This is a genomic window from Streptomyces fradiae ATCC 10745 = DSM 40063, assembly GCF_008704425.1.
Classification (GTDB): Bacteria; Actinomycetota; Actinomycetes; order Streptomycetales; family Streptomycetaceae; genus Streptomyces; species Streptomyces fradiae.
This window is the reverse complement of sequence record NZ_CP023696.1, coordinates 3,016,264-3,030,083: the sequence shown is the minus strand read 5'-3', so window position 1 is coordinate 3,030,083 and position 13,820 is coordinate 3,016,264. Positions and strand designations below refer to the sequence as shown.

The 13,820-nt window shown below is 73.7% G+C and carries 11 protein-coding genes and 1 riboswitch; of the genes, 8 read left to right on the top strand and 3 right to left on the bottom strand.

The window, feature by feature from the left end:
* Positions 1-687 precede the first annotated feature (687 nt).
* Positions 688-1,680 (bottom strand): SIS domain-containing protein, encoded by a 993-nt coding sequence (locus tag CP974_RS13345; protein ID WP_031128842.1) that lies wholly within the window; start codon positions 1,678-1,680, stop codon positions 688-690.
* 172 nt (positions 1,681-1,852) lie between these two features.
* On the opposite strand from CP974_RS13345, the gene CP974_RS13340 reads away from it, so the two are divergent.
* The 3 genes from CP974_RS13340 to otsB all read left to right on the top strand — a co-directional run bounded on the left by CP974_RS13340 (position 1,853) and on the right by otsB (position 4,305).
* Positions 1,853-3,091, top strand: a complete 1,239-nt coding sequence (locus CP974_RS13340; RefSeq protein WP_223844368.1) for an ABC transporter substrate-binding protein — start codon at positions 1,853-1,855, stop codon at positions 3,089-3,091.
* A 14-nt stretch (positions 3,092-3,105) separates the two neighbouring features.
* A complete protein-coding gene (locus CP974_RS13335) occupies positions 3,106-3,348 on the top strand; it encodes a DUF3263 domain-containing protein (protein ID WP_031128840.1) in 243 nt (80 codons plus the stop codon).
* 114 nt (positions 3,349-3,462) lie between these two features.
* A complete protein-coding gene (gene otsB / locus CP974_RS13330) occupies positions 3,463-4,305 on the top strand; it encodes a trehalose-phosphatase (RefSeq protein WP_031128839.1) in 843 nt (280 codons plus the stop codon).
* Between the two features lie 190 nt (positions 4,306-4,495).
* Here the strand turns inward: otsB and CP974_RS13325 are convergent, their stop codons facing one another.
* Positions 4,496-5,902 carry an alpha,alpha-trehalose-phosphate synthase (UDP-forming) gene (locus CP974_RS13325; RefSeq protein ID WP_031128838.1) on the bottom strand — a complete coding sequence of 469 codons (1,407 nt, stop codon included), beginning with the start codon at positions 5,900-5,902 and terminating at the stop codon, positions 4,496-4,498.
* A gap of 44 nt (positions 5,903-5,946) precedes the next feature.
* Positions 5,947-7,038, bottom strand: a complete 1,092-nt coding sequence (locus CP974_RS13320) for a glucosyl-3-phosphoglycerate synthase (protein ID WP_031128837.1) — start codon at positions 7,036-7,038, stop codon at positions 5,947-5,949.
* Positions 7,039-7,193: 155 nt separating this feature from the next.
* A riboswitch (SAM riboswitch) is annotated at positions 7,194-7,339 on the top strand.
* 18 nt (positions 7,340-7,357) lie between these two features.
* On the opposite strand from CP974_RS13320, the gene thrC reads away from it, so the two are divergent.
* From thrC to CP974_RS13295, 5 genes are all read left to right on the top strand, one after another.
* Positions 7,358-8,656, top strand: coding sequence for a threonine synthase (gene thrC / locus CP974_RS13315; protein WP_031128835.1), 1,299 nt, complete (start codon positions 7,358-7,360; stop codon positions 8,654-8,656).
* A gap of 18 nt (positions 8,657-8,674) precedes the next feature.
* Positions 8,675-8,950 (top strand): ubiquitin-like small modifier protein 1, encoded by a 276-nt coding sequence (locus CP974_RS13310; protein WP_031128833.1) that lies wholly within the window; start codon positions 8,675-8,677, stop codon positions 8,948-8,950.
* 480 nt (positions 8,951-9,430) lie between these two features.
* On the top strand, positions 9,431-9,634 hold the full coding sequence (locus CP974_RS13305; RefSeq protein ID WP_010474007.1) for a cold-shock protein: 204 nt from the start codon (positions 9,431-9,433) through the stop codon (positions 9,632-9,634).
* Between the two features lie 695 nt (positions 9,635-10,329).
* The gene (gene groL / locus CP974_RS13300) at positions 10,330-11,952 is read left to right on the top strand and encodes a chaperonin GroEL (protein ID WP_031128831.1); all 1,623 of its coding nucleotides are present in this window, start codon (positions 10,330-10,332) and stop codon (positions 11,950-11,952) included.
* 273 nt (positions 11,953-12,225) lie between these two features.
* Entirely contained in the window at positions 12,226-13,668 is a 1,443-nt protein-coding gene (locus CP974_RS13295; protein ID WP_031128829.1) for an alanine/glycine:cation symporter family protein, read from the top strand.
* The last annotated feature ends 152 nt before the right edge of the window (positions 13,669-13,820 follow it).

Sequence of the window (13,820 nt, the reverse complement as noted above, 5' to 3'; positions counted from 1 at the left end):
GTGGATTGTTACCCGGGCATACAAATCCGATCACCCGAAGATCCCGCCGAACGGGCGGGGCGCGGGGGCCCGGCGTGGGACGCCCGGGGCGGACCGGGCCGGGCACGGGTCGCGTACCCGGCCCCGTACGGGGCGTCCGCGCGAACCCGTACGGGGCGTCCGCCCGAACCCGTACGGGGCGTCCGCGCGGCGCCGGAACGGGCGCCGCTCGGTGGGCGGCTCCGAAGCGGGCCGGTGCCTGCGCCGTGCCGGCCCGGTACGGCGCAGGCACCGGGCGGGTGCGTGCGCCGGTGCTCACCGGCCGGCGCGTGCGCGACAGGCTTCGGTGCCGGCCCCGTACCCCGCCGCGTGCCGGCCCCGCCCCGGTCGCGCATCGGCGGCGCGGCTGTACCGGCTCCTGTCCCGGCCGGTGCGCGGCCCGTACCGGCTCCCGTGCGGCCCGTACCGGCTCCGTACCACCCGGCGGCGCGGCCGTACCCGGCCGACTGCCGGGCCCGGCCCGGACCGCACCCGCCTGGGGCGAAGAGGCCCCGCACCGGTCGCGGCCGGTCATGCCCCGCTCGGTCATGCCCCGCTCGGGCAGGGCGCGGCCGGGCCGGTCAGGGCGCGGCGGGCCCCGGCCTTCGGGGGCGACGTCGGGTCCGGCCTCCGGGAGGGCGGCCGGGCGGCCCCCGCCGGGCCGGGGCGTCAGGGGAGGATCACGCTGCGGGTCAGGTTGCGCGGGCGGTCCGGGTCCAGGCCCCGCGCCTCCGCCAGCGCCACCGCGAGGCGCTGCGCGCGGACCAGGTCGGCCAGCGGGTCCGCCGACGCGTGGGCGTGCAGGGTCCCGCCGACCCGCGCCACGTCCGCCGCCAGCCCCTCCGGCAGGGCGCCGAACACCCACGCCACCCGGTGCGGGCCGGTGATCGCGATGGGGCCGTGCCGGTACTCCATGGCCGGGTACGCCTCCGTCCAGGCGCCCGCCGCCTCCCGCATCTTCAGCGCCGCCTCCAGTGCCAGCCCGTAGGTCCACCCCCGTCCCAGGAACGTCCACTGCTCGGCCGCGAGCAGCGCCTCCGGCAGCGGCTCCGTCACCGCCAGCTCCGCGTCGAGCGCGGCCTCCTCCACCGGCTTGACCCCCGGTACGGCGCCGAGCCCGGCCCGCAGGTACGCCAGGGCGGTCGTCGCGAACCGGGTCTGCACCACCGACTCCTCGTCCGCCCAGTCCAGCACCGCGACCTCGTCCGCCGCGTCCACCACCGGGGTGCCGGGGTCGGCGGTGAGCGCCGCCGTGCGGGTCGTGCCGCGCAGCCGCGCGAGCAGCTGGAGCACCTCCGTCGTCGTACCGGACCGGGTGAGCGCCACCACCCGGTCGTAGTTCCCGGCCCGCCCGGCCGGGAACTCGGACGCGGCGAACGCGTCGGTCTCGCCCTGACCGGCCGCCTCCCGCAGCGCCGCGTAGGCGAGCGCCATGAACCAGGAGGTGCCGCACCCGGTCACGGCGACGCGCTCCCCGGCGCGGGGCAGCACCCCGCCCGGGCCGGGCGCCCCGCCCGAGCCTGACGGCCCGCCCGAGCCTGACGGCCCGCCCGAGTCTGACGCCCGGCGGGAGCGGCCCGCCCCGGCGGAGCGGGCGGCTTCGGCGGCGGCGCGGCGCCAGAGCTGCGGCTGGGTGGCGATCTCGGCGGCTGTACGGGACATGCGCGTCACTCCCTCGCGTCGCTGTCTGCGGACGACCGGACCGTACCCAACCGGCCACCGCCGAGCCCCGTGGTTTAGACCTAGGTGTAGACCTCTTATCCTTCCGGGAGGAAAATCGCAGCTCGCGAGCGAGGGTGGTAGGGCAGTGCGCCGCTACAAGGGAACGACCGCGGTGTTGGCCGCACTGACGATCACAGCGACGCTGTCGGGCTGCGGGACGGGCGGCTCCGAGGGGGTCACCCTCAAGCTCGTCGCCGCCGACTACGGCAGCACCGACGCCAACACGTCGAAGAAGTACTGGGACGCACTCGCCCGCGCCTACGAGCAGAAGACGCCCGGCGTGAAGATCGACGTCAACGTCCTGTCCTGGAAGGACGTCGACCGCGAGGTCGCGGCGATGGTCGAGCGCGGCGAGGCGCCCGACCTGGCGCAGATAGGCGCCTACGCCGACTACGCGCGCGCCGGCAAGCTGTACCCGGTCGACAACCTCGTCTCCGTGCCCACCCAGGCCAACTTCCTGCCCCTGCTGCGGCAGGCCGGCGAGGTGGAGCGCGTCCAGTACGGCCTGCCGTTCGGCGCGAGCACCCGCATGCTCTTCTTCAACGAGGAACTGCTCGACCAGGCCGGGGCCGAGCCGCCCGCCGACTGGGACGGCCTGCGCGAGGCCGCCGCGAAGCTCAAGGCCAAGGACGTGAAGTACCCCTTCGCGCTGCCGCTCGGCTCCGAGGAGTCCCAGGCCGAGACCATGATGTGGCTGCTCGGCGGGGGCGGCGGCTACCGCGACGCGACCGGCACGGCGTACCAGATCGACTCGCCCGCGAACGTCGAGACGATGACGTGGCTCAAGGAGAAGCTGGTCGGCGCCGGCCTCACGGGCCCGGTCGCGCCCGGCGAACTCGACCGGCAGCAGGCGTTCGACGCGTTCGTGCGCGGCGAGGTCGGCATGCTGAACGGGCACCCCACGCTGATGGACACGGCCCGCAAGGCCGGGGTGAAGGTGGGCACCGTCCCGCTGCCCGGCATCGACGGCAAGGCGAAGGCGACGCTGGGCGTCGCCGACTGGATGATGGCGTTCAAGCAGAACGGCCACCGCAAGGAGATCGGGGCCTTCCTCGACTTCGTCTACAACGACAAGAACGTGCTGGACTTCTCCGACCGGTACGACCTGCTGCCCGTGACCGTCAGCGCCAGCGACGCCATGGAGGCGGACTCCGAGCACGCGGCGCTCCGCCCGTTCCTGGAGGAGCTGGCCGGATCGGAGCTGTACCCGGTGGGCGAGACGTCGTGGGCGCGGGTGAGCGAGAGCGTGAAGAAGAACATCGGCCGGGCCGTCGCCCCCGGCGGCAACCCGCGGGCCGTGCTGGAGGACATCGCGCGGGACGCCAGGGCAGCGGAGACGTCGGCGGGGTAGTTAGGGTTCCCGTCATGACCGAACGGCGCCCCCCCGGGCTGAACGACCGCGAGCGCGCGGTGCTCGCCATGGAGCGCCGCTCCTGGCCGGGCCCCGGCGCCAAGGAGCGCGCGATCCGGGAGCAGCTGGACCTGTCCCCGGTCCGGTACTACCAGCTGCTCAACGCGCTGCTGGACGACGAGCGGGCGCTGGCCCACGATCCGGTCACGGTCAACCGGCTGCGCCGGCTGCGCGCCTCCCGCGAGTCCCGCCGCTGACCGGGCGGCCCGGCGGGTCGGCGGCCCTTCGGCCTCGCGGCCCTTCGGCCCGGCGGGTGCCGGTACGGCGGTCGCCAGGTGTGGTGGGGGAGGGTCGTGGATAGGTACGCACACATGCCCAGCAACCCGCTTCCCCGTCCCGTGACCGCCGCCGGGCGCGACGCCCTGGCCGCCCTCCTGGCGGACCCCTCGGCCGCCACCGTCGCGGTCGACTTCGACGGCACCCTGGCGCCCATCGTCGCCGATCCCGAGCAGGCGCGCGCCCACCCCGGAGCCGTCCCGGCGCTCGCCGCCCTCGCCCCGCGCGTCGCCTCCGTCGCCGTCGTCACCGGCCGCCCCGCCGGGGTCGCCGTGCGGTACGGCGGCTTCGCCGGGGTGCCCGGCCTCGACCACCTCGTCGTCCTCGGCCACTACGGCGCCGAACGCTGGGACGCCGCCACCGGCGAGGTCCGCGCCGCCCCCGAGCACCCCGGGGTCACCGCCGTACGGGCCGAACTCCCCGGCGTCCTGGAGCGGGCCGGCGCGTGGCCCGGCACCTGGATCGAGGAGAAGGGCCGCGCGGTCGCCGTCCACACCCGCCGCGCCGCCGACCCGCAGGCCGCGTTCGACGCCCTGACGGGGCCCCTCACCGACCTGGCCACCCGCCACGGCCTGGTCGTCGAACCGGGCCGGATGGTCCTGGAGCTGCGCCCGCCGGGCATGGACAAGGGCCGGGCGCTCCTGGAGCACGTACGGGAGACGGGCGCGCGGGCCGTGGTGTACGCGGGCGACGACCTGGGCGACCTCCCGGCGTTCGCGGCGGTCGAGAAGCTGCGCGCCGACGGGGTGCCGGGCCTGCTGGTGTGCAGCGGCAGCGACGAGGTGCAGGCCCTGGCCGCCCGCGCCGACCTCACCCTGGACGGCCCGGCACAGGTCGTCGCCTTCCTCGCCGCCCTGGCGGAGGCCATGCCCGCCTGACCGGCCCCCGGGCCGGTACGCCCGTCGGCCGGGCGGCCCGCGGGCCGGTACATCCCGCCGGTCGCCCGGTCGCCCGGTCGCCCGGTCGCCCGCAGGCCGTCTCGCCGGCCCGGCGCGTCCCGCCCGGCGAAGCCGACCGGGGCCGACCGCGGCCGGCCGCCGGGGCGTCAGACGGCCGGCCGCCGGGGCGTCAGACGGCCGGCGACGGTGCGGCGCGCAGGGCCTCCAGCTGGTCCAGGAACCAGCGCTGCGGCGGCAGGGCCGTGGCCGCGGCGGCCAGGCGCTTGGTGCGGTCCGCCCGGTCGGCCGGGGGCATCGACAGCGCCTCGTGCAGCGCCTCGGCCGTCGCGGTGACGTCGTACGGGTTGACCGCCACCGCGTCGGCGCCCAGCTCCTCGAACGCCCCCGCCTCGCGGGACAGCACCAGGGCGCAGCCCTCGTCGGAGACGACCGGCACCTCCTTGGCGACCAGGTTCATCCCGTCCCGGATGGGGTTGACCAGCGCCACGTCCGCCAGGCGGTAGGCGGCGAGCGACCGGGCGAAGTCGTCCTTCACGTGGAGCAGGACGGGCGTCCACGTCTCCGTGCCGTACTCGGCGTTGATCTCCTCGGCCACCCGCGAGACCTCCGCCGTGTACCGCCGGTAGACCTCCAGGTCCTGGCGGGACGGGTACGCGAAGGCGATGTGCACGACCCGCCCGCGCCACTCCGGGCGCGCCGCCAGCAGCTCGCGGAAGGCCAGCAGCCCGCGCACGATGTTCTTGGACAGCTCCGTGCGGTCCACGCGGATGACCGTCTTCCGGTCGGCGCCGCCGATCTGCTGCCGCAGCGCCGCCATCCGCTCCTCGACGTCCTCCTGCCGCGACCGGCCGCGCAGGAAGGCGGCGTCCGCGCCCAGCCCGTGCACCCCGATCTCCGTCCGCCCCGTGCCGCCCACCACGCGCGCGCAGCACGCGGCGAACGCGTCCGCCCAGCGGTGGGTGAGGAAGCCGAGCCGGTCCGCGCCGAGCATGCCCTCGAGCAGCTCGCGGGCGATGTCGTCGGGGAGCAGGCCGAAGTACTCCGGCGGCGCCCACGGGGTGTGCGAGAAGTGCCCGATCCGCAGGTCGGGGCGGAGCGCGCGGAGCATGCCGGGCGCCAGCGTCAGGTGGTAGTCCTGGATCAGGACCGCCGCGCCGGGCGCCGCCTCCGCCGCGAGGGCCTGCGCGAACGCCCGGTTGTACGCCCGGTACGCCTCCCACCGGCGGCGGAAGGCCGCGTCGAAGACGGGCTCCATCGGCGTCTGGTACAGCATGTGGTGGACGAACCACAGCACCGAGTTGGCGATGCCGTTGTACGCGTCGGCGTGCGTCCCCTCGCCCGCCAGCGCGTCCACGTCCAGCATCCGGACACCCGTCTCGCCGACGCCGCGCCGCACCGCCTCCCGGTCGCCCTCACCGAGCGCTGCGCACACCCAGACCGCGCCCGCGTCGGGCCCGATCGCGGAGAGCCCCGACACCAGGCCCCCGCCGCCGCGCCGGGCCTCCAGCGCCCCGTCCTCGCGCAGCGCGTAGCTGACCGGACCACGATTCGATGCCACCAGGATGTCCGAGACCATGAGGCGAACCTAGCCCGACCGGGAAACGCTCAAACGTGCGGAAATCAAGCCACGCGGCGGCTCCGCACGTACTCCGCGACCTCCCGCATCGGCGGCCGCTCCTCCGTGTCCACCGGGTGGGTGCGCGGGGTGAACCCGGCCTCGGTGCGGTCGAACTGCGTGAGCCGGGGGCGTACGAGGTGCCCGCGCGACAGCCGGAGCTGCGCCGTCCGGTAGATCGCCGCCGCCATCCGGCCGAGCGCCCGCTCGTCCTGGTGCCGGTGCAGCCGCACGCCCACGTCCACCTGCGCCAGCGCGTCCAGCCCCACCAGGTGCAGCGCGTCCACCAGGAGCCCCAGCTCCACCCCGTACCCCACCGGGAACGGCAACCGCTCCAGCAGCGAGCGCCGGGCCGCGTACTCGCCGCCCAGCGGCTGTACGAACCCGGCCAGCAGCGGCCAGTGCAGGTTCAGCAGCGGGCGCGCCACCAGCTCCGTCACCCGCCCGCCCTGCCCGGCGCCCCCGTCCGCACCGGCACCGGCACCGGCAGCCCCGCCGGCCCCGATCCCGGCAGCCCCGGCAGCCCCCTCGGCCCCGGCCGCGCCGCCCGGCCCGGTGCCGGCACCGCCCCGGTCCGCCCCACCGGCCGCGCCCGCGCCCGCGCCGGTGAACGGCCGGTCGTACATCGCCTTCACGAACTGCACGTCCGGCTCCGTCAGCAGCGGCCCGACGATCCCCGTCACGAAGTCCGCGTCGAACTCCCGCAGGTCGGAGTCGACGAAGCACACGACGTCCCCGTCCGTCACCAGCAGGGAGCGCCACAGCACCTCGCCCTTGCCGGGCACGGCGGGGATGCGGGGCAGCACCTCGTCCCGCGCCACCACCCGCGCGCCCGCCTTCGCGGCCACCTCCGCCGTCCGGTCCGTGGAGCCCGAGTCCAGGACCACCAGCTCGTCGACGAGCGGCACCGCCTCCGACATCAGGTCCCGGCGGATCACGGCGACGATGTCCCCGACCGTCGCCTCCTCGTTCAGCGCGGGCAGGACGACGCTCACGGTCGTGCCGTGGGCCCGTTTCGCGGCGAGCAGCCGGTCGATCGGCCGGTCGGCCACGGACCAGGACCGCCGGCCCAGCCAGCGCTCCACCTCTTCCAGCACGCGCGCCACTCCTCGGTCTCTCGGTCGTTACGGGCGGGTATGTGATCCATCTCGCGGTGCGGACGCCTGTCTCAGACCCCCGCCCCGTCGGTTACAGTCTTGAACAACGCGCGAGACCACCGCATGCCGGGGTCCCCGCGCCGACAACCGCATACCGCTCATCCAGAGGGGCAGAGGGACACGGCCCGATGAAGCCCCGGCAACCCTCCAGTCGGTTCTCGCACGTTCACGCGAGGTCCCCCGGCTCGGGAAGGTGCCAATTCCGTCTCACGACGACACGCGTCAGTGAGGAAGATGAGGAGAAAGGGCCTCGCCTCCCATGGCTGTGCAGACCGCCGCACCCACCACCCCCTCGGGTACCCCCTCCGTCGACCTCGGCCCCGCCGCCGGGCTCTCCTGCCGCGAGTGCGGCGAGCGCTTCCCGCTCGGCCCGATCTTCGCCTGCGCCCACTGTTTCGGCCCGCTCGAGGTCGCCTACGACCTGCCGGCCGGAGACCCGGAGCAGCTGCGCAAGCGCATCGAGTCCGGCCCCGCCAGCATCTGGCGCTACGCCCCGCTGCTCCCCGTCCCCGCGGACGTCGCGGACAAGCCGAACCTCAACCCCGGCTGGACCCCGCTCGTCAAGGCCGACAACCTCGCCCGCGAACTCGGCGTGACCGGCGGCCTCTACGTCAAGGACGACTCCGGCAACCCCACGCACTCCTTCAAGGACCGCGTGGTCGCCCAGGCCCTGGAGGCCGCGCGCGCCTTCGGCTTCACCACCCTCTCCTGCTCCTCCACGGGCAACCTGGCGGGCGCGGTCGGCGCCGCCGCCGCACGCGCCGGCCTGCGCTCCTGCGTGTTCATCCCGCACGACCTGGAGCAGGGCAAGGTCGTCATGGCCGCGGTGTACGGCGGCGACCTGGTCGGCATCGAGGGCACGTACGACGACGTCAACCGCTTCTGCTCGGAGCTCATCGGCGACCCGCTCGGCGAGGGCTGGGGCTTCGTCAACGTCAACCTGCGGCCGTACTACGCGGAGGGCTCCAAGACCCTCGCGTACGAGATCTGCGAGCAGCTCGGCTGGCGGCTGCCGGACCAGATCGTCGTCCCCATCGCCTCCGGTTCCCAGCTCACCAAGATCGACAAGGGGCTGCGGGAGCTGATCGCGCTCGGCCTCGTCGAGGACCGCCCGTACAAGATCTTCGGCGCCCAGGCCGAGGGCTGCTCCCCGGTCTCGGCCGCCTTCAAGGCCGGCCACGACGTCGTGCGCCCCCAGAAGCCGGACACCATCGCCAAGTCCCTCGCCATCGGCAACCCGGCCGACGGCCCGTACGTCCTGGACATCGCCCGCCGCACGGGCGGCGCCGTCGAGGACGTGGACGACGCGCGGATCGTCGACGCCATCAAGCTGCTCGCCCGCACCGAGGGCATCTTCGCCGAGACGGCCGGCGGGGTGACCGTCGGCGTCACCCGCAAGCTCATCGAGACCGGCGCGCTGGACCCGGCCCTCACCACCGTCGTCCTCAACACCGGCGACGGTCTGAAGACCCTGGACGCGGTCGCCCCGACGACCGGCCCCACCACGACGATCCGCCCGAGCCTGGACGCGTTCCGCGACGCCGGCCTCGCCCACTGACACCCCGGAGACACGAACATGAGCGTCAACGTCCGCATCCCCACCATCCTGCGCACCTACACGGGCGGACAGGCCGAGGTGCCGGCGGAGGGCAGCACCCTCGCCGAGGTCATCGAGTCCCTGGAGAAGAACCACCCGGGCATCGCCGCCCGCGTCCTGGACGACCAGGGCAAGCTGCGCCGCTTCGTGAACGTCTACGTCAACGACGACGACGTCCGCTTCGAGCAGGGCCTCGACACGGCGACCCCGCAGGGCGCCGGCGTCTCCATCATCCCGGCGGTCGCCGGCGGCTGACCCCGCCCCCGGCCCACCGGCGCGCCCCGCGTCGGGCGCCGCCCCCGGGACCCCGCGCACCCCGCACCCCCGTACCCCGCCACGGCCACGACCGGGCGGGGTACGGGGGTGCCGTCGCGTGGCGGGAGCGGTGGGCCGGGCGCGATAGAGTGGGCCCGGTTCCCCGCCCCGCCTGTGCCGGGCGCATATGAGAACGCGCCGGGGTCCGACCAGAAGTAGCCAAACTCGTGTGGACGTCCGAGTGTTATGCGCCTTTTGTCGGCCCGACTTGCCCTGGATTCCGCCGATTCCGGCCGCCTTTTCCGTTCACCCGTGCTCGGATTTCTCGTCCGATTGACCTGTTGCAGAGGGCAGTTGGGCAGATACATTCAGCCGCGGTCGACGCGTTCCGGCGCACGCCCACCCCTGTCAGTGGGCGAGGTCTGACCCGGGTCCGCGAAGTGCGGTCCTGTGCAAGGGCCAGTAATAGGGGAGTTAGGCATGGCTCAGGGCACCGTCAAGTGGTTCAACGCGGAGAAGGGGTACGGCTTCATCGCGGTCGACGGTGGTGCGGATGTCTTCGTGCACTACAGCGCGATCCAGATGGATGGCTACCGCACCCTGGAGGAGGGCCAGCGGGTCGAGTTCGAGATCTCGCAGGGCCAGAAGGGTCCGCAGGCGGACATGGTCAAGATCGCCGTCTAGGCACGACGCGTTCCGGCCAACGGCATTCAAGGAGGGCCCGCACCCTGAGGGGTGCGGGCCCTCCGGCCTGTCCGGGACCTGGAGCGGCCGGGTGCGCCCCGGGCGGGCGGCGGGGGCGCTCGGGGCGCCCCGGGGGTGGTGGGGGTGTGCGGGGGGCTCCGGGGGTCGGGCCCCGGCTGACGGCGCCCGCCCGGCCCGGCGGGTGAGGCCCTCGCCCGGTGGGTGCGGCTCTCGGCTCGGTGGATGCGCCCCTTGGTCCGGTGGATGCGCCCTTTGGTCCGTCGGCGCCTCCGCGCCCCGGCGGACGCTTCCGCGTCCCGTCGGACGCCTCCGCGCCCCGGCGGGTGCGCGCCTCGGCCCGCTGGAGGGGACCGCGTCCTGGTGTGCGGGGTCACGGGGGGCGTACGCGCCTGCGGAAGCGGACATTCCGGACGGCGCGCGCGGCGCGGGCGGGTCCGGCAGGGCGCCGGAAACCGGCTTGCCGGGGCCCGTGCCGCCGTGAGGCGCTTGCACTCTCCTAGGGCGAGTGCTAATCATTGGCGTTAGCACTCTGCGCATGAGAGTGACAACGAAGGACCTCGTCGGTGAGGCCCGAGGGGCGTGTGGGGCAAGGAACCACACGGCACACGGGCCGTCCGTCGCGGGCGCCAGCGCGGTCCGGAGCAATCCACCCCAGTCCGGGAGGACCACTTCACATGGCCAAGATCATCGCGTTCGACGAGGAGGCACGGCGCGGTCTCGAGCGCGGGATGAACCAGCTCGCCGACGCCGTCAAGGTCACCCTTGGCCCCAAGGGTCGCAACGTCGTCCTCGAGAAGAAGTGGGGCGCCCCCACGATCACCAACGATGGTGTCTCCATCGCCAAGGAGATCGAGCTCGAGGACCCGTACGAGAAGATCGGCGCCGAGCTGGTCAAGGAAGTCGCCAAGAAGACGGACGACGTCGCCGGTGACGGTACGACCACCGCGACCGTGCTCGCCCAGGCGCTGGTCCGCGAGGGCCTGCGCAACGTCGCCGCCGGCGCCAACCCGATGGCCCTGAAGCGCGGCATCGAGAAGGCCGTCGAGGCCGTCTCCGGTGCGCTGCTGGAGCAGGCGAAGGACGTGGAGACCAAGGAGCAGATCGCCTCCACCGCGTCCATCTCCGCCGCCGACACCCAGATCGGCGAGCTGATCGCCGAGGCCATGGACAAGGTCGGCAAGGAAGGCGTCATCACCGTCGAGGAGTCCAACACCTTCGGTCTGGAGCTCGAGCTCACCGAGGGCATGCGCTTCGACAAGGGCTACATCTCGGCGTACTTCGCGACCGACATGGAGCGCATGGAGGCCGTCCTCGAGGACCCGTACATCCTCATCGTCAACTCCAAGGTCTCCGCGGTGAAGGACCTCCTCCCGCTGCTGGAGAAGGTCATGCAGTCCGGCAAGCCGCTGCTGATCATCGCCGAGGACGTCGAGGGCGAGGCGCTCTCCACGCTGGTCGTCAACAAGATCCGCGGCACGTTCAAGTCCGTCGCCGTCAAGGCCCCGGGCTTCGGCGACCGCCGCAAGGCCATGCTCGGCGACATCGCCATCCTCACGGGTGGCCAGGTCATCTCCGAGGAGGTCGGCCTCAAGCTGGAGAACGCCGGTCTGGACCTCCTGGGCCGCGCCCGCAAGGTCGTCATCACCAAGGACGAGACGACGATCGTCGACGGTGCCGGCGACAGCGAGCAGGTCCAGGGCCGCGTCAACCAGATCCGCGCCGAGATCGAGAACTCCGACTCGGACTACGACCGCGAGAAGCTCCAGGAGCGCCTGGCGAAGCTGGCCGGCGGCGTGGCCGTCATCAAGGCCGGTGCCGCCACCGAGGTCGAGCTGAAGGAGCGCAAGCACCGCATCGAGGACGCGGTGCGCAACGCCAAGGCCGCCGTCGAGGAGGGCATCGTCGCCGGTGGTGGCGTGGCCCTGCTCCAGGCGTCCGCCGTCTTCGACAAGCTGGAGCTGGACGGCGACGAGGCCACCGGTGCCGCCGCCGTCAAGGCCGCCCTGGAGGCCCCGCTCAAGCAGATCGCCGTCAACGCCGGCCTCGAGGGCGGCGTCGTGGTGGAGAAGGTCCGCAACCTCACCCCGGGCCACGGCCTCAACGCCGCGACCGGCGAGTACGTCGACCTGGTCGCCGAGGGCATCATCGACCCGGCCAAGGTGACGCGCTCCGCGCTGCAGAACGCCGCGTCGATCGCCGCGCTGTTCCTCACCACCGAGGCCGTCATCGCCGACAAGCCGGAGAAGGCCGCCGCGCCGGCCGGCGGCGGCATGCCGGGCGGTGACATGGACTTCTGATCCTCGCGGATCGGACCAGTCCAGTAGGACGTCAGAGGGCGGTACCCCCGGTGCGGGGGTACCGCCCCTTTCGCCGTCCGGGCTCGTTCCGTACGGAGTCGTCCGGGTCGTTCGTCCGGGGCTGACCGGAGAAGGTACCGAGGCACACAGGGGCAGAGTGGGGCATTTCACTTAAAGCCGGGCGTGGTTACGGCTGATTGTCTGTTCATGTGACGATGGGGCGGGTCTCCCCGGGTGGGAGGCCCTTGTGCAGCCGACCCCACAAGGAATCCCGTGCAGACCCTCGACTCCCTGATCGTCGACGTCAACGACGTCTTCTGGACCTATCTGCTCATTCCGGTCGTCGTGCTCGCGGGCCTCTGGTTCACCCTGCGGTCCCGCGGTGTGCAGATCCGGCTCCTTCCCGAGATGTTCCGCGTGCTGAAGGACCCGGCGCCCGAGTCCGCAGGGGGCGGCGGCAAGCCCGTCTCGTCGTTCGGGGCCTTCACCATCTCCGCCGCGGCCCGCGTCGGTACGGGCAACATCGCGGGTGTCGCGGGAGCGATCACGCTCGGCGGCGCCGGCGCGGTCTTCTGGATGTGGGTCATGGCCCTCGTCGGCGCGGCCTCCGCGTTCGTCGAGTCGACGCTGGCGCAGCTGTACAAGGTGCGCGACGAGGACGGCACGTACCGCGGCGGCCCCGCGTACTACATGCGGCGCGGCCTCAAGAAGCCGTGGCTGGGCCTGCTCTTCGCCGTGACGATCACCGTGACCTTCGGCTTCGTCTTCAACGCCGTGCAGTCCAACACCATCACCGCCGTCGTCAGCGGCTCCCTGGGCGCCGAGAGCGCCGACGGGCTCGCCCCGGTGATCGGCGCGGCCGTCGCCCTCCTGCTGGGTCTGGTCATCTTCGGCGGCGTGCGCCGCATCGCCTCGGTCACCCAGTGGCTGGTGCCCGTGATGGCGATCCTGTACCTGGTCCTGGGCGCGATCGTCGTCCTGCTGAACGTCGGCGACATCCCGCGCGTGTTCGCGGACATCGTCGGCGGGGCGTTCGGCTTCCGCGAGGTCGCGGGCGGCGCCGTCGGCGCGGCGATCCAGAACGGCATCCGGCGCGGCATGTTCTCCAACGAGGCCGGTCTCGGCTCCGCCCCCAACGCGGGCGCCGCCGCCGAGGTCACCCACCCGGTCAAGCAGGGCCTCGTACAGGCGCTGGGCGTCTTCTTCGACACCCTGCTGATCTGCACGATGACCGCCTTCATCATCCTGACGACCAACCCGACGCTGGCCGGCCGCCAGGGCGCCGACCTGACGCAGTCCGCGCTGGAGTCCACGCTCGGCGCCTGGGCCGGCCACGCGCTGACCGTCGTCGTCTTCATGCTGTGCTTCTCGACGCTGATCGGGAACTACTACTACGGCGAGTCGAACATCGAGTACATGACGACCAAGCGCTGGGCGCTGCCCGCGTACCGGACGCTCGTCCTGGTCACCGTCTTCCTCGGCGCGCTCGGCACGGTCAGCGTCGTGTGGAACCTGGCGGACGTCTTCATGGGCTTCATGGCGCTGGTCAACCTGGCGGCGATCGTCCCGCTGTCGGTGGTGGCCTTCCGCCTGCTGGAGGACTACCAGGCGCAGCGCCGCGAGGGCCGCGACCCGGTGTTCACGGCGAGCCGCCTGCCGGACCTGACCGGTGTCGAGTGCTGGCCCGACGAGGCCGGCCGCGACCGCGTCGCCTGACAGGCCCTGCGACTGACGGCCCTGCGACTGACGGGCCCCGCGTCTGACGGGCCCCGCGTCTGACGGGCCCCGCGTCTGACGGGCCCCGCGCCTGACCGGTCGCCGCCGGTCGGTCCCGCGCCCGCGCGTTCCGTCCCGAGGGCGGCGGCTCC

What these genes read in the sequence shown, in the direction of transcription:
- CP974_RS13345 (WP_031128842.1), bottom strand. Translation starts at nt 1,680, where the DNA reads ATGTCCCGTACAGCCGCCGAGATCGCCACCCAGCCGCAGCTCTGGCGC.
- CP974_RS13335 (WP_031128840.1), top strand. Translation starts at nt 3,106, where the DNA reads ATGACCGAACGGCGCCCCCCCGGGCTGAACGACCGCGAGCGCGCGGTG.
- otsB (WP_031128839.1), top strand. Translation starts at nt 3,463, where the DNA reads ATGCCCAGCAACCCGCTTCCCCGTCCCGTGACCGCCGCCGGGCGCGAC.
- CP974_RS13325 (WP_031128838.1), bottom strand. Translation starts at nt 5,902, where the DNA reads ATGGTCTCGGACATCCTGGTGGCATCGAATCGTGGTCCGGTCAGCTAC.
- thrC (WP_031128835.1), top strand. Translation starts at nt 7,358, where the DNA reads ATGGCTGTGCAGACCGCCGCACCCACCACCCCCTCGGGTACCCCCTCC.
- CP974_RS13310 (WP_031128833.1), top strand. Translation starts at nt 8,675, where the DNA reads ATGAGCGTCAACGTCCGCATCCCCACCATCCTGCGCACCTACACGGGC.
- CP974_RS13305 (WP_010474007.1), top strand. Translation starts at nt 9,431, where the DNA reads ATGGCTCAGGGCACCGTCAAGTGGTTCAACGCGGAGAAGGGGTACGGC.
- groL (WP_031128831.1), top strand. Translation starts at nt 10,330, where the DNA reads ATGGCCAAGATCATCGCGTTCGACGAGGAGGCACGGCGCGGTCTCGAG.